Below are 23,164 nucleotides of genomic sequence, written 5' to 3'. Positions count from 1 at the left end.
TTACACAATTAATAGGTATTTCTTTTAATCGTCTATTATTCACTATATAATTAAATTATAAAACATAGAGCCTATTATTAAATATGTATCACTTTACAGCTATGAAATCTGGTTGTGAATGTGAGGTGATGCATATGAACATCTATATAGAGAATTTAAGCTTTAACTTTACTTTTACAATTCAAGTAATAGTTATTTTCTCAGTATGTTTAACTGTGTATTTAATGGTAAAAAAATAAGCCCTCGTTACGTCAATAACGAGAGCACCTAATCAAATAGGCTGATTGTGATACATATTGTGAGTTCCTACGCTCGGTAATATGTGCTATGTTTTTGCACTTAGTTCTGCCCTGGAAAGTGGAGCTAAGTGTTTTTTCTTATCTCAATAATAACATTCACCTCCTTTTTTTACAACTATAGTTATATATTAAGTATTCCATATATAGAAAATTCCACTACTTAGTATAATAAACTTAGATTGATAATTACCCGTTAAATCATTTCTCGATGCAAAATAGAGCTTCTCTCAGCGTGTTCCTTTTTACGATATGTGTGTAATATGTATAAAAATGTGCAAATAAAAAAGGAAAGGGCAACTACTCCCTTTCCTCACCAATTTAAACTAAACTACTAAACTATCAAATTAACTAACATGTAATGAACTACTTCCACTTCATCTTGCCATACATTTTCTTCTCTTTCATGATACGTTCTTTCTTATCTGTAATTGGAGTTAATGCCATCCAAAAATAACCTGCACCAGGATTAGTTGGATATTTAAACTTACCAAACCAATAGCCATCAATCTTTTTAATCTGAACAATATCTACCCATTGGTTCTTATAAATCCATGAACCACTATCTACAACTTTTCCATTTAGTCCTGGAGACTTTCTAACCTTAATAGTTGTGTTAGCTGTGAATCTACCTTTCCAATTCCAAACTGTTTTCTTAGCTTTCTTAACAGCTTGAGGTTTAGTAGGAGTTTTACCTGCTGAAGTACCTCCAATAGGTTTACCATTAATAGCTCCTGCTAACTCTTTACTGAAAGCATCATAGTTCTTCTTGAGATAATCCATATCTTTTTTATTAGTTATGAATCCCATTTCTACTAATCTATAGTTAATGTTTAATCTACCTGATACATTTGCATTGAGTAAATCATTACGAGGGTCGATATCTCTTATCGTACCTACAGTAGCTTTCAACATGTTATTAATATCTTTGTCGATTTGGTCAGCAGGGAATGCATTAGAGATGATAACATGACCACCACTAGCTGAAGCTCCTGCACTATCTAAATGTAATTCTATAACTGCATCAAACTTCTGTTGCTTAACCCAATACATACCATAGTTCTTAGTATCTCCTAAACGTTCACCATAAGCTGTATCAGTATATAAGTTTTGGTCTTGTTTACTTCCACCATATAACTGTACCTCATGACCTGCTTGTCTAAGATATTTAGCAACATTAGGAGCAATATACTTACGGATGAAATCACGTTCATTAGTTCCATTACCAATAGCTCCTGGGTCATTTTGACCATGACCACTAGCAATTAGAATCTTTTTCTTCTTAGTCTTAGCTTTAGAAGGTTTAGATACTTTATCTTTCACTTTAGATACTGTGTTAGCTGTAGTTTTGTAGTGAGGTCTGATAAAGTACATTGGATTATCATAAGTGTGAGTAATTAGTTGAGCTACTTCTCTAGGTGTACTTTGAGAACCTCCGTACCAATTTTGGTCTAAGCTGACAAAGCTATTAATATTAGCACTCCACACTATAGCAACGTGACCTGCTCCTCCACCATATCCACCATGGAATACAACTATATCTCCCTTTTGTGGTAAGAAGTTAGGAGTATTTTTATAGACTGTAGCTAATCCATCAAAGTTATTTGCTGTAGGAATATCCTTTGCATAGTAACCTGCTAATCTTCCACCTGTTAAGTAATTCCAGTACATATTAGCTAGGTCAAAAACACTGCGCTCCGAATGCTCCATCGAAGTCCCACCAGTAACCTTTAAGTTTACTCATATAATCATGTGCTTGTTTCTTTGTTTTATTCACTGCCACAGTTTTTCACCGTCCTTTTCATATTAAAAAAAGACAACCCCTAAAGGTTGCCTTCATCAGTATCTGCTTGTTTTACAGGAGCTTTTCCTGTAGCTTTTTGATACTTCTTATCTGCTTTATACTTATCTTTCTTTTGGTCTGCCCACTTAGCTTCTTTAGTTACTGGGTTATTCTTCCACCAAGTCCAAACAGCAGTAACACCTAAGAAAGCTGTACTAAGAAATTCTGTTACTTGTTCTTCATCAAAAGGAATTGGACTATAGCCAAAGATAGTTAAACCTTGATTGACTAGAGCTATGCCTAAGATAACCGTTCTGATTATTGTTGCTTTATTCATTGTTAAACCTCCATAATATTACTTTCTTTTAATACTTGAGTATTATCTAACCTAGACCTAGAGCAGGAGTCACTACTTTAATGATTAATTCAATGATTATAAAGCCACCACCAATTAAACCAACAATTACTTTATTACTGAGTTTCTTCTCTTCAAGTTGAATTGTTTTGTCGAATTGATTACCCTCTAATTTATCTTTTACTTCTCTAACTTCAGCATTAACTTCATTGAATCTATCATCAGTACGTGAATTAGATTGCTTTAATTCATTTACTAAACCCTCAATACTGTTAGCCATTCTATTAGTGTTCTGTTCAGTAGCTTTACTAGAGCCTTTTAATTCAGTAGTAAGACGTACCATCTCTACATGTCTCTCATCATTTTTATCCTTGATATCGTCTACTTTGTCTTCGAGGTCGTCTACTTTTCTATCTACGGTTCCTATTCTTTGTTCTAAACCGTTTATACGGTCGTTTATCAATCCTTGTTCTGTTTTATTTTCCATAATGAAATGACTCCTATGCCTGCTAAAATGTATTGGTATAAACCAAGAGTTAAAGTAGTGTAGTATGTGGCAATAATCTTAGCTGACTCAGTAGCAACCATCCCATAGAAAAGATGTACAGAACCTGCACATAGCCCACCTATAATTAGTAATACATAGGAAGTTCTACCTTTAATGAAAACTGAACACAACAGAACAATTGATGCAGTTAATAAGAACCAACCTATAGCTTGAATATCAGCGTACTGACTTAATTTAATATAAATTTCAGATGCATTTTGCATTGATTGTTCACCACGAACTATAAACTCTAAGCCCCTCATAACTCCAAAAGCACTTAGCAAAATTATTAAAAGGTTAGCTAACAATTCATATATACGCATTTGTTTCTTAACCTCCTATCTATAAAATAAAAAGCCCCCAATTAAGGGAGCTTGTTGTTACTCTGTTACTACGTAATCTTCACCTGTAATATCTTTATATTGTTCAGGTGTAATCCAACCGTATCTTGTGCTTTCTGAAATCTTATCAATTGTAAGTAATCCTAAGTTATATAAACGTTTAAGAGTTCCGTACATATTAATTTCCTCCTTGTAATTCTAGTAATTTACTAGTTAAGTTAGCTATATCTTGCTCAAGCATTTCAATCTTTAAATTGTGTTCTAAATCATTCATTATAAGTTGAGTATTAAGTTCATCACTTTCACTAGGTGCTTCTACCTGGTTATCAGGTAAAGTAGTTAGCCATTCTTCTCGTGTTGAACCTATCCACTCGTTACCATTAAAATAAAATGGCTGATAAATACCTTCAGGAGGTGGAACATCTGTCCACTCATCTAAAGGATATTGAAATTCACCATCTATTTTGAAAGCTAAATAAGGTTCTCCTGTATATAACCATACTTGTTTAAAATCCATAATTTCTGCCTCCTGTTAAATTGTCCATGAGAATTCACCGTAAATATAATCAGTTTCTTCCCACGTTCCTGTACTAGATGTTTTATTGATTAGTAATGATACAGTTCCATCTACGTATATTGTGATATAGGCTAGAGGTTTATTGGTCGGTGTACGTACTGGGAAACTCTGTGCATTTTTAACCATTGATGAAGGTAGCTGTGCAATAGTTTGTCCGTTAGTCATCTTTTTACCGTTTAATCTAAGGTAGTTAGTTGTAACTGAGCCGTTAACTACTGTTCTAAAGGCACAAGTGAAACCACTCTTATCTGTGTATTCTGTGTTAGATGTTGCTCCATTAGCCAATTGGAAAGGAATCCAACCTGTATCATTCTGTGAAACTCCTACTCTTTCCCATTCTGTCCACTCATTGTAAAACCTCTTAATCCAAATTTGATTGGAGTTATAAGGTCTAAATGTGATGTGTCTAACGGTACCTTCTCTTTGCTCTACTTTTGCAAATCCTGCTGTTGAACTGGAACCCGTAATAGGTGTACCGGTAAAATAATAATTACCAGGTACAAGGTTATGAAGAGTATCAACATTACTTAATAGTGATAAGGTTTGATAAGTACCATCATCATTAGTCATTTTGAATTTTTGCCAATTTAAAGCCGTTATGTCTTCTGTAAGCTTCTCAGGAGTTAAGAATCCATTGGCTTCTACAGTTTCATTAAACTCTGCTACTTTACCATCTACATGCTCTGTAGCTTCTAAAGCTGTAGCTTCTATGGAGTTAATTGCATTTGTAGATGTTTCTTGAACTGTTGATTTAGCATTGTTAGCTGTAGTAGTTATGTCTGAAGTAGCATCATCTTTAACTTTAGTTAAATCAGTTTTAGCTTGAGTTATAAATGTTTGAATATCTGCTGTACCATCAGCAACAATAGCATTAAGTGTTTCTACACCTTGCTGTAATACCGATTTCATTTCTGCAACGTAATCTGCACCGTTTGCTATTGCTTCTTCTATTGCCCTTACTTGTTCTTCAATCTTCATCTTCAATTGGCTGAACATTCTAATGTACTCAACTTTAGTGAATGAAGAAATCTTATTAATTAGTGCATCTGCAACTTCAAAAGTAAATTCTCTGAATACTGCTACCTCATTGTACTCAGGCTTTCCATCTACATTATTAACTGCAATGTAAACTTGTCCTATAACTTTAGTAGATGTGGAAGCTTGTAAGAACTCTTTATCTAAAGTAACTGTTACAATACCTTTGTGAGAGTCTTCTACTTCCAACTCAATTACATCTGAAGCACTTCCGTTACTTGATTCAAAGTATGCATAAGCTGTAAGGTTATTCTCACTAATTAACAAAGGTCCTCTTTCATTACTTAATTGAAATCTTAATATTGCTGTGTTCTCATCGAGATTATAAAAACCTACTCCCAAATCGGAAATAGGTTTTAAATAAGGCTCTGATTTTAAATTGAATAATGCTTTTTTATCAATACCATTAGTCATTGATTAAAGCCTCCTTGTTTATTTTACTAATACTACAGCCACTCCATAGCCTTTTTCAGAATCATATGGTGTAGTGATTTCTAGAACTCTGTAGTAACCGTTATTATTATCTTTCGTACCAATACCTTTCTCAGGTTTGATATAGTCGTTAGCTTGTACTGTCGAATCAATACGAGTAAAGACCTGCCCCATTAAACCTACTACGTTCCACTCAGGACGACTAGCACGGTCAAGATAATCTCCATCTGATTCTTCCCATTCAGGATTAGGAATAGGAACTTCTACTTCTTCTGAATACCAGTTACCTTCATCATCTTGCCACTCTTTCTTTTCAGTCTGAGTAAGTGTTACACCAAATTCATCTTTTAAGAATTTATCTTTATGGTGGAACATTGCATCCCCAAGAACAATACCTGCTGTACCTGAGATAACTCCAATTGGAACATCGTTTGAGTTAGCTTTACGGATGTATCTTCCATCAAGTGTAACTAGATGACCATTAGGGATTTCTTGTCCTGATTGAGATTCAAAATACTCTGCGTAGTCACCAAAATCATTACCTGCTGTGATAGTTCCTTTTGCTTTAACAGTACCTGATGTACCTTTAACTTGGAATCTAGTATTTTGATACTTGGCTCCATCTGTGCCATAGCCCATAGCAAACATATAATTATCTTCAACTTTAACTCCACGAGAGTTAACAATTGTTTGTGAGTAGCTTCCTTGCGTAGTTTCAGATTCTAAAGAGTTCATGATTCCACTACGTGAACCTCTAGCTTGTGATTTCATACCTGCACCAAGTAACCAAGAACGGTCACTGTAAGCAAATGATTCACCAGTAGAAGCTAAGACTACAGAACGTTTTGATATAGCTCCTGAACCTGTCGAACCTGCTACTAATCCTCCACGTAATGCTGAAGGAACATCTTTATAAGCTTTGTTCATGATAAGTGCACCGTTTGTATATCCCTCATGCTGTACGCCAATGATAGTCATTGTACTGTTGTATGATTCAATAGCATTTCCTGTACCATTACCAATTAAGTTAGCACCGATTATCTTAGTATCATAAACTCCTGCGCCACCTGCAATACCGATATTATTTGATGAACTATGAATATTAATATTACTGAAAGTAACTTTCTTAGGTCTGTTATCTCCACCGTAAATCTTAATATCTGCTGAAGCAGTTTTAAATCCTCTAACGTTAATATTATGAAGTTGTACGTTTTCAGCTCTATATTGAACTGCTATAGCAGGATATCCTGCTGTGAAAGTTCCATCACCAATAGCTGTGAAGTTATTAACTGATACATTTTCATAAGCACAGATAACCATAGCTCTAGGAGACCAACCTTCATACACTCCATTTACAGTAGGATATAATGAAACGATATTATTAAACATTACATCTTTAGCAGTTTTAGATTTAGGGTCTGTAGCTACATGATGGGCTATGTGTCTTACAACATAACTTCTATTGTCCTTGTAAGAAATGTGTCCATCTACTACAACCATTGCTGATGCACTAGCTTCACCGTGTCCTTTAATTTCAATACCACATTGGTTATTGTAAGTGTAGTTATTAGCTAAGAATACGTATTGTGAACCATCGTCTACTTCAATTCCGTTACTGTTTCCATGATAATTTTTAGGGTCATGAGATACGTTATTTGTGATATTGATATATCTACTATGATGGGTAGTGATACCATCGTCACCGTGTCCACTAGTTTCACAGTTATCAATATGAATATACTTACTTTCTAAAGCTTCATTAACTCTTACTCCATCACCTTCATAGAAATAGGTATCTGAAGCACTTGTTACATCAATACCATGAAGTAATGGGTTAATTGATTCAATGTTATAAGCGTAACCATTTGTTACTCCTGCAAATCTTAAGTTAGATGATAATGAGCCACCACTAGGAGCAGGATATTGGAATTGAACTCCGTTACTTACATACTTCTCAGTGAATCTTTCTTTGTTACCGTGAATAGTAAAGCTTTCAGTTGAGATGTTTCTTGCTGTACCATCCATATCTCTATTAGTAACTGCTACCGTTTCTCTAGGTGAGTCATCAGATAGTTTAATAATTGAAATACCTTTACCTTCTCCTGAGAGCACTGAGTTACTAGGTAATTTAATACCATTCTTAATTTTGTAAGTACCTGCTGTCATATGAACATGAACATTTCCTGAGCCTAGAGCTTCTTTGAATGCTTCATCTGAAAGCTCATTACCTGTTGGGTCTGCTCCGAAGTCATTTACATTAACTATACGCTCAATCTTTTTGTTTAACTTGTTATAGTTATCTTCAATCTTCTTGTTCATATTATCAAAATCATATTTTAATCGTTTGGATAATAATGGTTGATTAGAACCATCTAAAGCAGTTCTAGCATCTGTTACCTCTTGAATTCCGTCCCCATTATGTCCAATAATTAAGCCCTCAATACGTCCATCTTGATAAGTTAATTCATCATGAACGTTTGAGAGCTTGTAGTCTATCTGTTTAGCTTTATGTGCGTGTGATTCTTCAGTTTTATGATATTCAAAGTTCTTATCCATAGCATTAAAGCCATCTAAGATATTTTTAAAGTTATCAACTGTTTTATATCTCCACTCTTGACCTAATTCGATAGGTAAATCTGTGTATATTCTCATCTATAAATTGCTCCTTTTCTTAATCGACTATCCATGTGTATTGACCATAGACCCATTGGGCACCGTCTCTATCTTCCGTTGGGAAGTACACTTTCATTTCTCCACTAGTAGCTACAGATACTATCGGTGGTGTATGTCCACTTGAAACAGCAGGAGAGAACCTTACTGTTTGGTCTATGAATCCTGTTGGTAATTGAGCTATTGGAGTGTTATGAGGAACCTTGCTTATATTTACTCTGATAGTTCTGAGTTTGAAGTTCTTAGCACCTGCAAATCCTACAGACACTTCACGAATCATACATTTATATCCAGCACTGATAGCTCCATTCTTCTCTGCGTTTCCTACTGTATAATCAACCCAACCTGTATCTCCTGCTAAACTTATTACATCTAAAGCCATACCATCCATTTGTTTCTGCATTGTGCCTATAGTAGTTTGTAATTGATTTATCTTATCGTTGATATCAGTTAGTGCAGTATCTGTCCCTGTTTGGTCAAAGCCCTGTACAGCATCAACATGAGTAATAGGATAAAACTCTTCTCCATCATTATCTTTTAAAAATCTATGATTAATCTCAGCCATCTGTTAAAGTCACCCCTACAATATCTGAATAGTTTTCAGGCATAGAAAAAGATGCTCCACCTAGTGAACCACCCTTAATCAGATTATTTACTTGTTTAATTCTTCTTGCTGTTTGTTGCTGTATTTGAATGAAGTCTGCTTTAGCATTACTAAACTCTACTTCTACTGGTTGATTTAAATACGGATGAGATTTAGTTAATTTCACAACTTTTAACTCTGTATTAAATCCTAGTGGTTTATGGATAAACATCACTGAATTATTATCTTTAATTTCCCAACTAGATAAATAGTTACTAGATACTTCTACAGTAGGCTCATCTTGTAATTGCTCTTTAATCTTCTCCATTAGTTCATCTTTATCTAATGCTGTATCATCAAACACTGTAGGAGCTTCTGCAAATCCGAAAGCATCGTAGTTAGGACTCTTATACTCTGCGTAAGCACTATATAAGTCTTCACCTTTTAAAACTGCTGTTAAGTTTAAAGTTGTTGATTTCTCAGTACCAACATACATACAAGGTTTAGATTGCTTGTAGTCAATCCCACTTTTAGCTCCTCTAAATATTGCTTTAAAGGTATGAGACCCTTTACTTAATCTCTGAGCTATAACTATCTTTTCACTAGTAGCTGTTTTGCTGTAACATTCATATTTACCTACTAATTCACCATCTAAATAAACATCAAGAACTCCACCTTTAGACATTTTCTTTAATGTCCATTCAAGGTTTTCATTCCCCCATTTACAGTTAAATGTCTTGCTATAACTAGCTCCAACTGTTTCAGTTCTCCAAGTACCATCTTTAATAAAGGTTCCTGAGTAACTAATATCAGGAGGTTTTATAGGATTGTAGTTCTTAGTTTCTGCTTTAGTTCTCTTTTTACCGTAACCCTGGATGTAAGTTTTTAAGTCTGTAGTTGTTACAGTAGCTTGTACTTCATCATTATTTAATCTGTAGATAATAGGTTCTTGTGAGAGCTCATAAAAAGTTGCTTCATCATAAATAACTATTTTCTTGTTGTCAGCGTAATAAATGTAATTGAATAGTTCAGCACCGTTAGTAAGATACTCCATTCCATTTTGGTTACCTAATTCATCTATAGCTACACGTTGAGTAAACTTACCTTTAATCTCATAAGTGAAATCTAATTTGTTACCTTTAAATCCGAACTCTAGGTACTGTTCAAGTGTTAACGTAGCTTTACTATCTTCATCTGTACCACTATCATCTTCAGTATTCATTTCTTCATTCTCTAAATCTTTCTGAATGTAATGATTGCTAAAATCCATAAAGATGTGTTTAGCTGTTACTGTTACGCTAACCACTGAACCATTGTAGTTAATTTCAGTAGACTTAATTACATACTGCTGACCTTCATAAACAATTATCATTTCATTAACGATTAAATCGAAGATGTCACCAGTCTTATTTGTCTTATAGGCTGTGAAAGATATTGACCTCTCATCGTTCTTAGAATATTCTTGCTTGAAAGAACCGTAATCAAATTCTGTAATGATTTCTGCAAATGTTCCTTTTCTATTTGTTAAAACTAATTGATACAATATTTTCACCTACCTATATACAAAATTAAATATAAACTCTACTGTTGTACTGCCTAAGTTCTTACCTGTTATTTCTATATCATTAAAATCTTTCTCTAGGTTAATCCAACCCCAATTGGTATCTTTACCTACTCTTTGTTTATTAATTATCGGGTGAACCCCATCTATAATTATTTGGCTATTCTTCTTAATAGCTTTCTTATACTCGAATACATCACCTGTAGTATTGTTAACTAATTTAAATCCATTAGGTGCATCTGCATTAATCTTAATCATCATTTCATAACCTAATGTTGGATTAATTGCATCATCTGAACCGTTATAGATTCTAAATCTTGAATCTGTGTGTTTGTATTTGATACTACTATCAGCTAGATGACCACCTTCAACTTGCCATTTATCAGCTTTATCTAAACTGAATTGGCTAGTGTTTAATAGTGATTCACTGTATCCTTTGTAAACTGTAAAGCTAATTTCAAAGCTCCCAAATCTATCTCCAATATCCGTAATTGCATTCTCTGACGCATAGCAGGAATATTTAATTCCAGGCATATCAGAGTGAACAACATAATATGGGTCACGTCTAAATATTAATGAACGTAATCTTTTTTTAAGTAGGTTATAATCTTTAACATCTTGACCTCTGTAGAAGAACCTTAGTATTAGAGTATAAGAGCCAAAAGAGGCAGGACCTAATAGTCCTACCCCATCTCTGCCCTTCATCTCTTGTGAGTTGGTTACTACTTCTACACCTTCCTCATCAAAATCTAAAAATCTTAATCCTGGGATGTCGGTTAACACTTCTGAAAATGATTCATTATAAATCTTTACTGTTTTTTCCAAAGTTGTTACCTCCATTTGTTACATACCGTAATTCATTGCTTGCATTCTTGCTTGTTTACCTAAACCATGTGAAACATCTTTAGTAGTAAATCCTTTTTCTTGATTCTCGATGTTCACAGTTGATGCTACTAATTGAGTTAGTAATTCTATTTGCTTATCTTGTTTCTGTACTTGTTGTGCAAGTATTTGTAATAACTGAGTATTATTATTAGTTGGTACTGAAGTATTACTATTAGGTAATTGGTTAGGTCGTTTATTACCTTTTGGCTTACCTTGTATCTTGTTCTGAGCATAGGCAATTAATTTCATTGCATCATTGCTACGTGCACTATCAAGTGGAACTACTACTTCAGAACCTTCTTCACCGATATTGTATAAACCATTTTGGTTAATTACTCCACCAGTTTTATAAGCGTAGGCAGCAGCCCTAGGGAATCCACCCATACCATATTTACCTCTGATATATCTCATTGCTGATACAGCTTGGTGAACTGGATTGCTAAAGTTTGTGTATCCTTTCTTAGCATTAGCACGGAAAGATGGTTCAATCATTTGGAATAAACCTTTAGAAGGTGTACCTGCTTTAGCGTTGCTATCCCAATTATTGACTGCTTTACTATCATAGTTAGATTCACGTTTAGCAAGTTTCATCATGTTACTTAAAACATAATTACCTTTATAATCTCCACCTAGGATATTTTGGGCTTTCTTGATAACACTTCTAGTATAAGATTCACCTTTACCTCCACCACTTGAGCCAAGTGATTTAAGCCACTTCATAGGGTCTACGGCTTTATCGTTGCCAAGACCACCTTTCATACGTTGGAAATGGACGTGAGGAGCATTAGAAGAACCTGTGTTACCTGACTTAGCTAACTCGTCTCCTGGTTGTACTTTGTCCCCTTTTTTAACTGAGAACTTACTATTGTGCATCCACCATTGGAACCACTTGCCACCTGGCTCTTCAATTGTTACCTGATTACCTCCACCATATGGAGACCAAGAAGCATCTGTAACTTTACCTGCTGTTACAGCTTTAACTGATGTACCTGTAGGCATTCCGAAATCTAGTCCGTAATGTCGGTTAGTACCGTTCATTGTCATACCTTTATAGAAACCAAACTCTTGTAACAGTGGATGTTTAAGTAACCAACCTGCGTCACCATCTCCACCAGACTCTTGTTCTGCAAACCATTGTTTGATTAAGTCTACAGCACCTGATTTAAGTTTCTTGTACATTCCACCCATTAATTCATAAGGTACTGAGCCATCTGTTAATCCAAAGGATTTCATTCCGATACCCATTGAACCTAGAACAGTGTTGAGTAATTTACCAGGTTTCTTAGCCCAATCCATTACGTCTCCGACTTTTTCCTTAATATTACTTGCTAAGGCTTTTGCACCGTTTGCTGTATCTTTAGCTTTACCTGCAACCCAATCTTTACCTGTGTTAAGACCTGAGCCAACTTTAGATATTAAGTCTTTAGCTCCTCCACCAAGTCCTGATTGACCTTCTACAGTTCCATCAGTATCACCTTTGTGTTTTTTCTTCTTCTTCTTGAGTAAGTCTTTAGCAGGATTTGTACCAGTAGAAAACTTAGGAACTATTCCCTGTTTAACCATTTTGCTAGTAGTTCTACCGTTGATGACTGAATCACCTTTACCTAATCCGACAAGTGCATTCTTACCTTGTGGAGCTTCTAGTGTTCCGTTACTACGTTGAATTAATTCCTGTGTTCCACCTGAAGCTGAGTTACCTCTACCTCTATCATTAACCATAGCCATTGTTGGAGTATTGATTGCTCCATTAGTTACTACGTTCTGAGAGTGTGTAGATGATGTGTCAGTACCAGTAGAGAATTTAACGGGTTTAACCATTTCTTTACCCATGCCAAGTAAGCTACCCACTTTGTTTACACCTGAAATTAATCCATTTAATCCATCTTCAACTTTATCTATCATTTTCTTAATGAAACCAGTAATCTTATCAATAATTCCTGATAAAACATCTCTCATTTTTCCGAAAGTACCAGTTACTTTGTCTTTGATAGTGTTGGCTAATCCAGTAATTTTATCTTTGATTAACTCCCACTTGTCGATAGCAATATTCTTCACTTTGTTAAAGATTGAAGATACACTATTCTTCAAGCTAGTGAATTTACTCTTAACCCCGTTGTACAAGGAAGTAGCAAATCCTACTACTTTATTACGGACTGTATTCCATAGACTCACAAGGAAATTTCTCACCTTAGTGAATATGCTTATAGTCGTAGATTTAAGTGAATTAAAAATAGATTTAGCACGATTATATAAATTTACTATAAAACCGACCACTTTATTCTTGATTACATTCCAACAATTAATCAGGAAAGCCTTGATTCTATTGAAGACTATTAACGTTGCTTTCTTCAATGCATAGAAGTTTGATTGAGCACGTTTGTATAAACTTACAATGTAAGCAACAACACGCATAACAATATTTTTCCAAACGTAAATTAGGAAAGCTTTGATTCCATTAAAGACTGCTCTTATCACTTTAGAGACTAGGTTCATGTAAAATCTTATTGCTGTGACCCAACCTTTTATAATGAACATTACGCCAGCTTTAATTCCGTTCCAAATTTTAATTGACCACGATTTTATAAAATTAAACACTGTAGTTATTACAGTTCTTATTACATAGATATATAATTTTATACCGTTAATCCAACCCTTAACAATAAACAGCACTGCTGATTTGATTCCGTTCCAAATTGCTACAGATGCTGATTTGATTCCATTCCAAATATTTATAATCCAAGTTTTTATGAATCCAAAAACAGCTATTGCTGAATTTTTAATAGAATTCCAAATGCTGATAACTGCATTTCTGAACGTTGAGTTTGTCTTCCATAGATAAATGATTCCTGCTACTAATGCTGTGATTGCAGTTATTACTAAACCAACGGGTCCAGTCATAAATCTAATTGCTAAGCCTAATCCTCTAGTTGCTACAGATGCTACTTTAGTTGCTGTAGTCCAAACTCCCATAGCTATTGCACTTGCTTTAGATTTTAACGCTTGTAGACCTTGAGAAGTTGTTAACATTGCTATTGCATATCTATATCCATTAGCAATACCTCTACCTGTTGCTGTAATCGTATTCCAAGCTCCTTGAATTAACATGTTAGCTTTCTGTTTCATGTTAGCAACTGTAAAAGTAGTAGATAACCAAGCTATAGCAAATCTGTAACCGTTAGCTATCCCTGTAGCTACCTTAGTAACTGTATTCCATATACCTTGAGCCACTGCTTGTAATTTCAATGCTAATGCTCTTGCTCTTTCTTTAAGAGCTAGTTTATCCATTGTATACATATAAGCTAGAGCAATCGTTTGTGACGCTGATTGTACTGCATTAAAGATTGTAGTAATAGCTTTTACGCCGTCCATAGCAAAGCCATAAGCTTTGAGTGCTGAAGTTACAATTAATATTGCAGGTCCAAACGTCATCATAGAACCAATAAGAACAGTTGCTATTCCGATTAAACCAGCTGTAACAATCTTAGACTCTGTTAACTTAGCTATAAACCCTGTTACTGCTGTAGTAATAGATAACATTACTGAGCCTACTGGAGCCAATCCACTTATAACATTTACTGCAATACTTCCTATGTTCTTCAGCAATTGCCAAACTTTAGGACCATTAGTATTTAAGTAAGCTATGAAGTTTTTGAATCCTTCAGTACCTGATAAGTTTTGAGCCCACTCTTTGAATGACTGAGTTACACCTTGCATACCTACCATCACTGTATGAGAGTGACCTGAGAAAGCTTGGAATAATGAAACAATACCTGAGAATATATTTCCGAATATCTGACCTACTATAGGTAAGTTAGTCTTTGTATAATCAATGAATTGTGAAATTCCATTATCTGTACTAGCTGAGTTAGCCCATGTGTTAAATTGATTAGCCATTTTCTCTAATCCTGCACCAACCCAAGTAAATAATGGTGCAAATTGAGTTCCCATGTGTACGAGTCCATCAGTAACTTTAAATATTGAATTTAGAATGTTTTGGAATATCGGGGGACCAACCTGGTTAAGCATCGTGAAGGCTCCACTAGCATTTTTAGAGGTTTGAACCCATTCCAACATACGTTGAGAGAATTGAGCTATTTGATTAGTGGTTTTAGTAATAAATGGAGTTAATGCTGTTAAAGCAAATTTAGCTGAGTTAATACCATTACTCATAGTATTAAATATGGATGCTTGGTTAGATTGAACTAATCCCTTCCATTGATTCTGTAATCCTGATAGAGAAGTTTGATAGTTATCTAGCTCTGCTGTTGCTTTCATTTCTCCATCTTCAACCATTTGTAAAGCTGTCTTAGCTTGTCCTGCAAATGCATGAATGCCACCAAGAGCTATACCAAATGCTCCACCTAATCCAATTGCTCCACCTGATGTAGCTACTAGAGCTCCACCAATACCTGCTATAGCACTTATAGCACTACCTGCTACGGGAATAATTGTAGAGATGTTTTGAACAACCATACCTGAAATCATAGTGTTAGATACATAACCTAAGTTACGGAAACTATCACCAATACGGTTAATGGATTCATTCATTCCACCCCAAGCTGATTTCATATTTCCTGCATGTTTTACTGCTTTACCTGCTAGAGTTGCTTGGAATGTTAATTCTTTATATTCATCTCCAAGTTCATCTATTCTTTTCTGTAAAGCTAGAGCTGATATGGATTGTTTGTTAAATTCATTTTTAAGTTGAGTAGCCTTTTTCTTACCTTTTGCTGTTGTTGTATCTAGGCTATCCATTTCATCTTGTAAACCATCTAAGTTATTTTGTAGTATCTTACTAGCTGAACCTAATTTAGTAAGTTCATCACTGTAGTTATCTATTGATTTCTCAGATGATTTGAATATCTTATCTGTTAACTTTAAATCAGAGTTTAATCCTCTAAAAGAACGTTTGATATCTGTTACAGATTTCTGTATACCGTTCTCTTCTAATCCAAAGTTAATCTGTAAACCTTGTATATCTGCCATGAATTATTTCACCTACCTCTTTCAATATAATTTTTATTAAAGCGTGAAAGCTATTAGCATTGAACTACATTTATAATGAGTAGGAGCTGACATAAAGGCATTAATCATTTCTTTCTCCATGTTCTAATTCACCACCTTAATAAAAATAAAAAGAGTTTAAGCAAAGGCATCCAACATAGAACTCTTGTGTTCAGGTTTCTCTTTAGCTTGTGTGTTTAGCTCATCGAAGACTAAAAAAAATGGAAGGTCAAGCACATCATTAAATGACTGCTCACCCTCCTTGACCATTTTATTAATGGTTTTCTTTAAGTTTTCTTTATGGTCTTCCCATCCATTAACTTGTGTATTAGATACTTCTGAATTACTTTCTACTTCACTATCTAAGCTCTCCCCGCTACCTACAAATACAATGTGCTTGTAAAGTTCATAGGTAGCTGATTGAGCAGGTAATCCATCTATTAGAGTATTCATATTAAATTGTTCATCAAAAATACGAGTTACAATATCCATCATTATATAAATCTCATCATCATCAGGATTCTCTTTTAAGGAAGCTAGAAATGAAACACATTCATAAACTAAAGAGAATGAAATATTCTGACGTGTGATAAACGTTTCATACTTAGTAGGAATACCTGTATCATCAAACTCAGTAGCTAATTCTATTTTGCTATGTTTCATTCCCTATACACTCCTTATTTTAATAATTCTTTTAATCGAGCTTCATTAGTTTCTGTTAATTTACCTTCTGAGATGAAAGCAATTTGTTCTTGTAGAGTTGCTACAGCTTCAGGAGCATGTAATCCTTCTTGTAATTCTTCTACTGTAAATTGACCATTGTAGATATCCTCTGATACAATCTTGAACATTTCATTCATTGCTTCTAATTCTGTCTTCTCTTCCATTGCTTCAAGTGTTTTTGTTAATTGTAATAATTTTGAGAACGGAATATATTTAGGAGTGAAGTATACTTTAGTATTTAATTCTCCAGTTTCTTCATTTACATCTTTGATTAATTCGATAAAGTTTAATTTAGTTTGTTTAGCCATAAGGTGGGTACCTCTTTCTGTTATTTGTTTTAGTTTTAATTGGTTAAAAATTTATAATAAAAAGAGGACTGAATTAACAGCCCTCTAGTGGTTTACTTATCTTCTTTATTTGCTTTAGTGTCTTCTACTTTTTTGATTAATGGTGTACCTTGTTTATTATCTGAACCTGATAGCTCAGCTAAACGTTTCTGAGATACTTTTTTATTACCTCGTGGGAATTTAACTCCTACGTTGTACTCATGGTCACCATCTTGCAAATCTACAAAGTATTTGATTACTTCATATTTTTCCTGTTTAGTAGCCATATATTATGCACCTGCACCGTCTACGTCTTCAGGGTGTTTTTCACCAAAGACTTTTTCCCAAATGCTATATAATGCTGTGTTAGTACCTTTAGGGTCGAATCCTAATAACATTGCTTTAGGCTCATTGTATCCTTCAATGTCTTGAGCAATGAAGGTACCAGTAGTTGATTGACTTGAGAACTCGATATCATCTGAAGTAGTTTCCAGTTGTGTTATCGTACAAGTTTTTTATCATGTACTTCTTACTATCACTAGTAAGCTCAGCATACATTTCCATCTTTAACTTAATATTAAGATGTCGGAGCCTCGTGGGAGCTTTTTATTCTCTAATTAGAGTTTCATTCTCCTATGCGTTACGGTCTACATTAACTTTTAAATTAATGTCATACCTCGGAATTGTCTACGTGAGAGTTCTTCCGATTTTCTCCGATTACAGCCAATCATTTCTGAAAGGCTAGGCAATTAATTTACCTTCGATTTCTGCAAACGTGAATTTCCCGTTTAATAAACCTACTACTTCTCGACCTTCTGCTGATGTACGTTCTAGTAATACTGCTACATCGTTTGGAATATCGTTACCTACACCGTAGATACCGTCTACTACTTCTAAACCAAAGAGGTTTGCTCTATCTTCTACGTTAATATTTAATAGTGGTCGTTAATCACTATCCATTGGGCTTTATATTTCTATAAAGACTAGACTATATCACCTTCTCAGTCGTTACTTGAGAAGCTCCCCATTTCCAATCACTTGATTGTACGATACTCAGTTTTCATTTACTGCCTGTAACAGTAAACTATCTTTTCTCTAGTCGTTGCACCTTCCTATCTCTAGGCTTGGCTCATGATTGCCTTCAGCATTATCTGTTAAGGGTTCCCATGAATTAAAGGAGTTTGCTATAACTATTACTAGTTAAAGGCTCTAATAATTTAAAGCTAATGTATGGAAGCCACTTTCTAGTTCCACATCACCATTAGATACTGCTGTTTCCATTGTACGGTTATCTCCGTAAGCCTTAACCACTTCTTGGTCTTTAGAAATCGTGATTTCTTGTAGCCCTTGAATACGTTGTGGTGTTTGTACTGTAGAACCTTCTTGATTTAATACTTTATAGTTAAAATTATCTAAACCTGTGAAAGACGTTGTTTGTTTTTTAGCCATGATTAAAATTGCTCCATTTCTTCTCTATATATTTTTCCTGTAAAGGAAAGGGTACTTCTGTATAAGTTGAATTCTTTTAAATACTCAGGTTTGCCTGATGAATTCACAGTGAATCTGAACTGTTCATACATAATTCTTTGAATACGATAAATAAGCCGATTACTAAGTAACCGACCGTTTACGTTGCTATTCTGTTTTACAAATAAATCTATTTGATACAAATATTGATAAGTGAGATTGTCATCGTCTGCAAAATCTCCAGGGATTGGAGTGGTTAAATCATCTATAACTATTACGGGTTCTTTAACAGCATTGGCATTTGGATAATCAAAGAATCGTATATCCTTTACATGCTCAGAGAGTTCTTTATCTGCTTTGAATGCTTCATACATCTCCATCATTAAATCTCTCATTAGAATTCTTTCTCCAATTCTGACTTAATGGTTTGGAAGTAAACTTCTCTGCCTTCAATTACTGCTCTCTGTAAGGCACCCTTAGAATCAGGGCTATTAAATGTTCCATCTTTGTTATAGAAACCCTCTTCTTGTAAGTGGATGATGCTATACCTGTTATCAGGACCTCTCCAATGTATCTTTACGACTCTACGACCGTTTATAGTCATTGGTTCGGAGATAGTTGCTTCACGTACTGTTGCCCCTGTGTTTTTATACTTTGATTGTGTTTGTTTGACGATGTGTAACATTCTCTTGGCTCCTGCTGTTAATGCCTTATCAATAATTCTTTCCATTCGTGCAGGATTATATTGCTTCATTAATTCTTGTTCCAGTTCCTTGAGTCCAGTAAACTTAACTCCCATCACTTTCACCTACAATCTTCATGAAATGACCTTCTGTAGGGGATACGCTCTTAATATTGAAAGATTGATTCCCGTAAAGACCAGTCATGACTACAAATGTTTGATTAACTCTAGGAGTAAACTCAGGAAAAGAACTTCTAATAATAACTGTGAGATTAGTTTTATCTAATTCTAAGTTACCTAGTTGAAAATCCTTAGCTGATGGTTCATAGAGTTCAGCAAATGCTTCAAACACCTTTTCTTTGCTTCCCATTCCAGGCTCAGGTCCACTATCAACAACATCATAGAAGGAAATAACATCCTTTAAATTGTTAGCTCTCATAGTAAGAACCACGCAATTTCTGTATTGCTGAAGTCACTGAATCGTTTACTTCTGATAGCTGAACATCACTATATGCTATACGTTGCTCAAAATAATGAGCTGTTAACATTACACAAGCACGTTCATATATCTTGTTATCCTTGAAAAATGATTCATTACGAGTAGGAGAAGTAGAAACAGAATCTTTAATCTCTGCTTCTGCCCAATCGTAATAATCTTTGATTACATCATCTTCCATAGAATGAGAAACTTTTAGATGTTTTTTTAATGTTTCTAATTCCATCTGTTCTCATCCTTTCCTATTTGATTATGCTCCTGCTCCACCATCAACAACTGGTGCTGTGTATGAAACAAAGAATCCTGCTTTTTCATTAGCTTTTACAACATCGAAACGTTGAGCAATTGCTAATAATTGACCATAGATTTCATTGTCAATCCATTTAACTGATGATTGAGCACGGTCAGCAAATAAGATTGCTTGTTTAACATCACCGATGAAAGCTTTAGCTTCTCCTGCATTACCAAGTAATGAATCAGAAATAACTTCTACTTTACGACCAAATAATGATTTGCCTGAAGGTGAAGTAATATCATTTTGTAAAATGTATTGACCATTTTTGTCTTTCAATTTGTCTAATTCATTGTAGAATGTTTGAGATGCTACAACTGTAACGTTATAAGCAGGGTCAATATCTACGTTTAAGATGTCTTTAATGCCATCTGTTCCATCTACTGATTTAGCTGTGAATGTTTTCATAACGTCAGCAATTTCAGCATTAGTTGTATTTAAACCAATACGAGCATTGTTTTGAGCTACTAAGTTAGCTAAGTCTGGTGTAGAATCTTGTAAAGCTTCTTCAGATACAGCAATTTGACCACGGTAAGTTAATACTTTGTAGTTAACATCTAAGAATTTAGGCTTAGCTAGCTCAGGGTTCTTAGCTAATTCTTCAACTGAAATCATACGTTCTGTAGCTGATTCTAAAATAGGGTATGAACCTTGTGCTGTTGGTACTTTAACTACATTTGCATAAGCTTTTAAGTCTGTTACTGTTTCAGGTAATTCTACTGGAGTAGTTACAATGTCTTGAGGAATAACTGCTTCTGCTCCACCTAGACTAGTAATACCGTCACGAACTTGACCTTTAGAACGTAAGAAATCCATAAATCCTCTTACTTCTGCTGATTCTTTTTCTTCTTTAATTGATGGTTTGAATTGATTCATTGAACGTTGTTCTCCTTCTTTTGCTACTGGAGCATCTTCTTTTTTAGGCTCATCTTCTTTAGAACCTTTTTCTTTATCTGTTAATTCTTTAATTTCTTCTTCTACTGCTGTGATTCTTTCATCTAGCTTTTTAATTTCTTCTAAAGCATCTTGAGCTTCTTCAGGTTTGCCTGCTTCTACTGCTTTCTCTGCTACATCTACTTGCTCAGCACGTAGTGAGCGTAATTCTTTTAAGTTTTCCATTAAGGTGTTACCTCCATGTAACTCTAGGTATTACTTATTTGTAATACTAGGTATTTGTTATTTTTAATATTTGGTATTACTTAAATCAGTCATAAAAAAATAGACCTATTTTAATTTCAATAGTTCTAACTGTACTTTTGCTAATTCAATTTTTCTCTGTTCTTCTTGTTGTACTTTTCTTACTTCTTCTTGCTCTGATTCTTTGATAGCTTCAATACTTCTTAAAGCAGGAGCTACATCCGTATCATTGTAAGCAGGATAAGTTACAATACTCACATCGAATAATGATTTAATCTTTCTTAATGTACGTTTAAATAATCCATCGTCACGTTTCTCGAATGAATCACCGTCTTCATCTAAAATGAATCCGAATGAACATTGATTAATGTTACCTAGTCGGATATTCTCATATAAATCTTTACTATAAGAAGTGTTAGGCAACTGACAACGGAAATATAAACCTTCATCATCAATATTAAGCTCTAATGTTTCACTTACTGTACGACCTAATACTTTACTTGAATCATGGTCTATCAAACAACGTACGTCTGAAAGGTCTGCTTCTTTCAAAGCTTCAGGTGAGATTGTCTCAACAAATCCACCTAAATCATTAGATAATGTATTGAAACGTAAAGCATAGCCTTCAACTATCATCTGTTCATCATCTACAGCTTTAATAGTTTCCATAGCTCTAATTTCTCTATTGCTCATTAGTGTTCTCACCACCTTTCACAGCATCATCACTAACTGCTTTAGTAGCTTGATTATTAGTTGATACTTCTCTTAGTTGGAAGTCATCTGCTAAACCTAAATCAATGTGGTTAAGGTCTACACGGTGCTTACTTCCTAATCCTCCTGGAATTGGTGGTAATCCTAAACCTTGTCTGTATTCATCTAAAGTTATTCCACCTTTTTCAAGCTGAGTATTAAGTGTTTCAACGTGTGCTTGCCAGTCAATTGTTCTAAATGCTGTAGTATCGAACACAAAGGACTTAGTATACTTATCTTTATCATGTACCAGTTTAAAGTCTAGCTCACTAGTCCAAACTTTCATGTAACTACCTAACGTATTCAATAGATAATCATTTAAAGTGTCCTGTAAGCTCGTATTAGTTTGTTCTATACCTAACTTACTTAATGGTAATCCAAATGCCTTAGCTATAGCCCTTGTGCTTGCTGTGTTCTTGTTAATGATGTCTAAGATATCTTTATCAATTTCTAGTTGTTCAAATTCCATCGTTTCATCAAGAACGATAACGCTGTTAACCTTATCTTCACCTGCATTGGCTTCTTGCCATTTCCGTTTAACTTTCTCTCTATCTTCAGCACTCAATTTCCCATCTTTCAACTTAAGAACTGAGCCTGCACTACTTCCATTAGCAAAGAAGTTAGTAAAGAATTGTTTCCCAAACTGTTGATTATTAATATCTGCTTGTAATGAACTCAATGCTGTAATTGCGTTAACTCCATCTGTTGTATATGGCATAATCACAATCATATCCTTATAATCTACTTCTAATGTTTGTCCATCATTGTTAACTTCATAGTATAAATCACCTTTATCATCTTCTTTTAACTGAACTCTACTAGTTTGAACATGATATAAAGCATTTACTTGCTCTAATGGATTACGTTCAATCATGATGTAACCTTTACCGTTCAGTAATGCACTCATCATCACTATAAACTTCAACTGAGTACCGTTGTAGATACTGTTAGGCTTCTTATTGAGTAAATACTCTAAATAATCCTTTTCTCTGTATACGCCATTCTCTTGTATTCTAATATCTAGCTTACTGATATCCTTTGAGAGTGTTGTAACTGCTGTGAATATATCTGATGAACGTAATGCTCTTTGTTCATCCCAATTCAAAGCTGATAGTGGAATAGAGTGTGCAGGGAAGGCATCAAATGCTTGTGAGCTTACATAATTACTACGTGTTTCTTTTTTATTATAAAAAATTCCCATTTTCTAAATATTCACCTCCCT

The 23,164-nt window shown here is 34.5% G+C and carries 22 protein-coding genes and 1 pseudogene; all 23 read right to left on the bottom strand.

The features are described 5' to 3' along the window. Nucleotides 1-662: 662 nt before the first annotated feature. The 23 genes and pseudogenes from BK821_RS12475 to BK821_RS12370 all read right to left on the bottom strand — a co-directional run bounded on the left by BK821_RS12475 (nucleotide 663) and on the right by BK821_RS12370 (nucleotide 23,143). Nucleotides 663-2,040: pseudogene (locus BK821_RS12475) on the bottom strand (N-acetylmuramoyl-L-alanine amidase). A gap of 79 nt (nucleotides 2,041-2,119) precedes the next feature. After that, nucleotides 2,120-2,416: a phage holin gene (locus BK821_RS12470; protein ID WP_071331797.1), complete on the bottom strand. Its 297-nt coding sequence runs from the start codon at nucleotides 2,414-2,416 to the stop codon at nucleotides 2,120-2,122. A gap of 46 nt (nucleotides 2,417-2,462) precedes the next feature. Further along, a complete protein-coding gene (locus tag BK821_RS12465; RefSeq protein ID WP_071331796.1) occupies nucleotides 2,463-2,921 on the bottom strand; it encodes a hypothetical protein in 459 nt (152 codons plus the stop codon). Then, nucleotides 2,894-3,304 carry a hypothetical protein gene (locus BK821_RS12460; RefSeq protein ID WP_071331795.1) on the bottom strand — a complete coding sequence of 137 codons (411 nt, stop codon included), beginning with the start codon at nucleotides 3,302-3,304 and terminating at the stop codon, nucleotides 2,894-2,896. Before BK821_RS12460 ends, BK821_RS12465 begins: the two co-directional genes overlap by 28 nt. 57 nt (nucleotides 3,305-3,361) lie before the next feature. After that, complete coding sequence (locus BK821_RS13270) at nucleotides 3,362-3,499, bottom strand: XkdX family protein (protein WP_083390180.1); 138 nt, start codon at nucleotides 3,497-3,499, stop codon at nucleotides 3,362-3,364. 1 nt (nucleotide 3,500) lies between these two features. Continuing rightward, the gene (locus BK821_RS12455; RefSeq protein WP_071331794.1) at nucleotides 3,501-3,839 is read right to left on the bottom strand and encodes a hypothetical protein; all 339 of its coding nucleotides are present in this window, start codon (nucleotides 3,837-3,839) and stop codon (nucleotides 3,501-3,503) included. 15 nt (nucleotides 3,840-3,854) lie between these two features. Further along, complete coding sequence (locus tag BK821_RS12450; RefSeq protein ID WP_071331793.1) at nucleotides 3,855-5,348, bottom strand: BppU family phage baseplate upper protein; 1,494 nt, start codon at nucleotides 5,346-5,348, stop codon at nucleotides 3,855-3,857. A gap of 18 nt (nucleotides 5,349-5,366) precedes the next feature. Beyond that, a complete protein-coding gene (locus tag BK821_RS12445; RefSeq protein WP_071331792.1) occupies nucleotides 5,367-8,018 on the bottom strand; it encodes a peptidase G2 autoproteolytic cleavage domain-containing protein in 2,652 nt (883 codons plus the stop codon). Nucleotides 8,019-8,037: 19 nt separating this feature from the next. Then, complete coding sequence (locus BK821_RS12440) at nucleotides 8,038-8,601, bottom strand: hypothetical protein (protein ID WP_071331791.1); 564 nt, start codon at nucleotides 8,599-8,601, stop codon at nucleotides 8,038-8,040. Beyond that, nucleotides 8,594-10,162 (bottom strand): phage tail protein, encoded by a 1,569-nt coding sequence (locus BK821_RS12435; protein ID WP_141768374.1) that lies wholly within the window; start codon nucleotides 10,160-10,162, stop codon nucleotides 8,594-8,596. The genes BK821_RS12440 and BK821_RS12435 overlap by 8 nt, the downstream gene beginning before the upstream one ends. A gap of 9 nt (nucleotides 10,163-10,171) precedes the next feature. Beyond that, nucleotides 10,172-11,005 carry a phage tail domain-containing protein gene (locus tag BK821_RS12430; protein ID WP_071331789.1) on the bottom strand — a complete coding sequence of 278 codons (834 nt, stop codon included), beginning with the start codon at nucleotides 11,003-11,005 and terminating at the stop codon, nucleotides 10,172-10,174. Between the two features lie 18 nt (nucleotides 11,006-11,023). Continuing rightward, a complete protein-coding gene (locus BK821_RS12425; protein ID WP_071331788.1) occupies nucleotides 11,024-16,051 on the bottom strand; it encodes a peptidoglycan DD-metalloendopeptidase family protein in 5,028 nt (1,675 codons plus the stop codon). A gap of 156 nt (nucleotides 16,052-16,207) precedes the next feature. Continuing rightward, nucleotides 16,208-16,732 (bottom strand): phage tail assembly chaperone GT, encoded by a 525-nt coding sequence (gpGT, locus tag BK821_RS12420; RefSeq protein ID WP_071331787.1) that lies wholly within the window; start codon nucleotides 16,730-16,732, stop codon nucleotides 16,208-16,210. Between the two features lie 14 nt (nucleotides 16,733-16,746). Continuing rightward, on the bottom strand, nucleotides 16,747-17,100 hold the full coding sequence (gene gpG / locus BK821_RS12415; protein WP_071331786.1) for a phage tail assembly chaperone G: 354 nt from the start codon (nucleotides 17,098-17,100) through the stop codon (nucleotides 16,747-16,749). Nucleotides 17,101-17,192: 92 nt separating this feature from the next. Beyond that, on the bottom strand, nucleotides 17,193-17,405 hold the full coding sequence (locus tag BK821_RS12410; RefSeq protein ID WP_071331785.1) for a hypothetical protein: 213 nt from the start codon (nucleotides 17,403-17,405) through the stop codon (nucleotides 17,193-17,195). A 922-nt stretch (nucleotides 17,406-18,327) separates the two neighbouring features. Then, nucleotides 18,328-18,567, bottom strand: a complete 240-nt coding sequence (locus BK821_RS12405; protein WP_071331784.1) for a major tail protein — start codon at nucleotides 18,565-18,567, stop codon at nucleotides 18,328-18,330. A 2-nt stretch (nucleotides 18,568-18,569) separates the two neighbouring features. Beyond that, a complete protein-coding gene (locus BK821_RS12400; RefSeq protein ID WP_071331783.1) occupies nucleotides 18,570-18,980 on the bottom strand; it encodes a hypothetical protein in 411 nt (136 codons plus the stop codon). Then, nucleotides 18,980-19,384 (bottom strand): hypothetical protein, encoded by a 405-nt coding sequence (locus BK821_RS12395; protein WP_071331782.1) that lies wholly within the window; start codon nucleotides 19,382-19,384, stop codon nucleotides 18,980-18,982. The genes BK821_RS12400 and BK821_RS12395 overlap by 1 nt, the downstream gene beginning before the upstream one ends. Continuing rightward, nucleotides 19,374-19,706 (bottom strand): hypothetical protein, encoded by a 333-nt coding sequence (locus tag BK821_RS12390; RefSeq protein WP_071331781.1) that lies wholly within the window; start codon nucleotides 19,704-19,706, stop codon nucleotides 19,374-19,376. Before BK821_RS12390 ends, BK821_RS12395 begins: the two co-directional genes overlap by 11 nt. Continuing rightward, nucleotides 19,696-19,989, bottom strand: coding sequence for a head-tail connector protein (locus BK821_RS12385; RefSeq protein WP_071331780.1), 294 nt, complete (start codon nucleotides 19,987-19,989; stop codon nucleotides 19,696-19,698). The genes BK821_RS12390 and BK821_RS12385 overlap by 11 nt, the downstream gene beginning before the upstream one ends. Nucleotides 19,990-20,013: 24 nt before the next feature. Then, a complete protein-coding gene (locus BK821_RS12380; RefSeq protein WP_071331779.1) occupies nucleotides 20,014-21,174 on the bottom strand; it encodes a phage major capsid protein in 1,161 nt (386 codons plus the stop codon). 105 nt (nucleotides 21,175-21,279) lie between these two features. Beyond that, complete coding sequence (locus tag BK821_RS12375; RefSeq protein ID WP_071331778.1) at nucleotides 21,280-21,885, bottom strand: HK97 family phage prohead protease; 606 nt, start codon at nucleotides 21,883-21,885, stop codon at nucleotides 21,280-21,282. Continuing rightward, nucleotides 21,875-23,143: a phage portal protein gene (locus BK821_RS12370; RefSeq protein WP_071331777.1), complete on the bottom strand. Its 1,269-nt coding sequence runs from the start codon at nucleotides 23,141-23,143 to the stop codon at nucleotides 21,875-21,877. The genes BK821_RS12375 and BK821_RS12370 overlap by 11 nt, the downstream gene beginning before the upstream one ends. Nucleotides 23,144-23,164 lie beyond the last annotated feature (21 nt).

The organism is Staphylococcus sp. LCT-H4, from assembly GCF_001866145.1.
GTDB classification, from domain to species: Bacteria; Bacillota; Bacilli; order Staphylococcales; family Staphylococcaceae; genus Staphylococcus; species Staphylococcus succinus.
The sequence above is the reverse complement of the archived record's forward strand: the minus strand, read 5'-3'. Positions and strand labels throughout refer to the sequence as shown.

Excerpts from the sequence above, each read along its gene's own strand:
- BK821_RS12440 (WP_071331791.1), bottom strand. The coding sequence starts at position 8,601 with ATGGCTGAGATTAATCATAGATTTTTAAAAGATAATGATGGAGAAGAG.
- BK821_RS12405 (WP_071331784.1), bottom strand. The coding sequence starts at position 18,567 with ATGGCTAAAAAACAAACAACGTCTTTCACAGGTTTAGATAATTTTAAC.
- gpG (WP_071331786.1), bottom strand. The coding sequence starts at position 17,100 with ATGGCTAAACAAACTAAATTAAACTTTATCGAATTAATCAAAGATGTA.
- BK821_RS12455 (WP_071331794.1), bottom strand. The coding sequence starts at position 3,839 with ATGGATTTTAAACAAGTATGGTTATATACAGGAGAACCTTATTTAGCT.
- BK821_RS12470 (WP_071331797.1), bottom strand. The coding sequence starts at position 2,416 with ATGAATAAAGCAACAATAATCAGAACGGTTATCTTAGGCATAGCTCTA.
- BK821_RS12385 (WP_071331780.1), bottom strand. The coding sequence starts at position 19,989 with ATGGAATTAGAAACATTAAAAAAACATCTAAAAGTTTCTCATTCTATG.
- gpGT (WP_071331787.1), bottom strand. The coding sequence starts at position 16,732 with ATGAAACATAGCAAAATAGAATTAGCTACTGAGTTTGATGATACAGGT.
- BK821_RS12450 (WP_071331793.1), bottom strand. The coding sequence starts at position 5,348 with ATGACTAATGGTATTGATAAAAAAGCATTATTCAATTTAAAATCAGAG.
- BK821_RS12395 (WP_071331782.1), bottom strand. The coding sequence starts at position 19,384 with ATGGGAGTTAAGTTTACTGGACTCAAGGAACTGGAACAAGAATTAATG.
- BK821_RS12390 (WP_071331781.1), bottom strand. The coding sequence starts at position 19,706 with ATGAGAGCTAACAATTTAAAGGATGTTATTTCCTTCTATGATGTTGTT.
- BK821_RS13270 (WP_083390180.1), bottom strand. The coding sequence starts at position 3,499 with ATGTACGGAACTCTTAAACGTTTATATAACTTAGGATTACTTACAATT.
- BK821_RS12370 (WP_071331777.1), bottom strand. The coding sequence starts at position 23,143 with ATGGGAATTTTTTATAATAAAAAAGAAACACGTAGTAATTATGTAAGC.
- BK821_RS12375 (WP_071331778.1), bottom strand. The coding sequence starts at position 21,885 with ATGAGCAATAGAGAAATTAGAGCTATGGAAACTATTAAAGCTGTAGAT.
- BK821_RS12380 (WP_071331779.1), bottom strand. The coding sequence starts at position 21,174 with ATGGAAAACTTAAAAGAATTACGCTCACTACGTGCTGAGCAAGTAGAT.
- BK821_RS12445 (WP_071331792.1), bottom strand. The coding sequence starts at position 8,018 with ATGAGAATATACACAGATTTACCTATCGAATTAGGTCAAGAGTGGAGA.
- BK821_RS12400 (WP_071331783.1), bottom strand. The coding sequence starts at position 18,980 with ATGAGAGATTTAATGATGGAGATGTATGAAGCATTCAAAGCAGATAAA.
- BK821_RS12425 (WP_071331788.1), bottom strand. The coding sequence starts at position 16,051 with ATGGCAGATATACAAGGTTTACAGATTAACTTTGGATTAGAAGAGAAC.
- BK821_RS12410 (WP_071331785.1), bottom strand. The coding sequence starts at position 17,405 with ATGGCTACTAAACAGGAAAAATATGAAGTAATCAAATACTTTGTAGAT.
- BK821_RS12460 (WP_071331795.1), bottom strand. The coding sequence starts at position 3,304 with ATGCGTATATATGAATTGTTAGCTAACCTTTTAATAATTTTGCTAAGT.
- BK821_RS12465 (WP_071331796.1), bottom strand. The coding sequence starts at position 2,921 with ATGGAAAATAAAACAGAACAAGGATTGATAAACGACCGTATAAACGGT.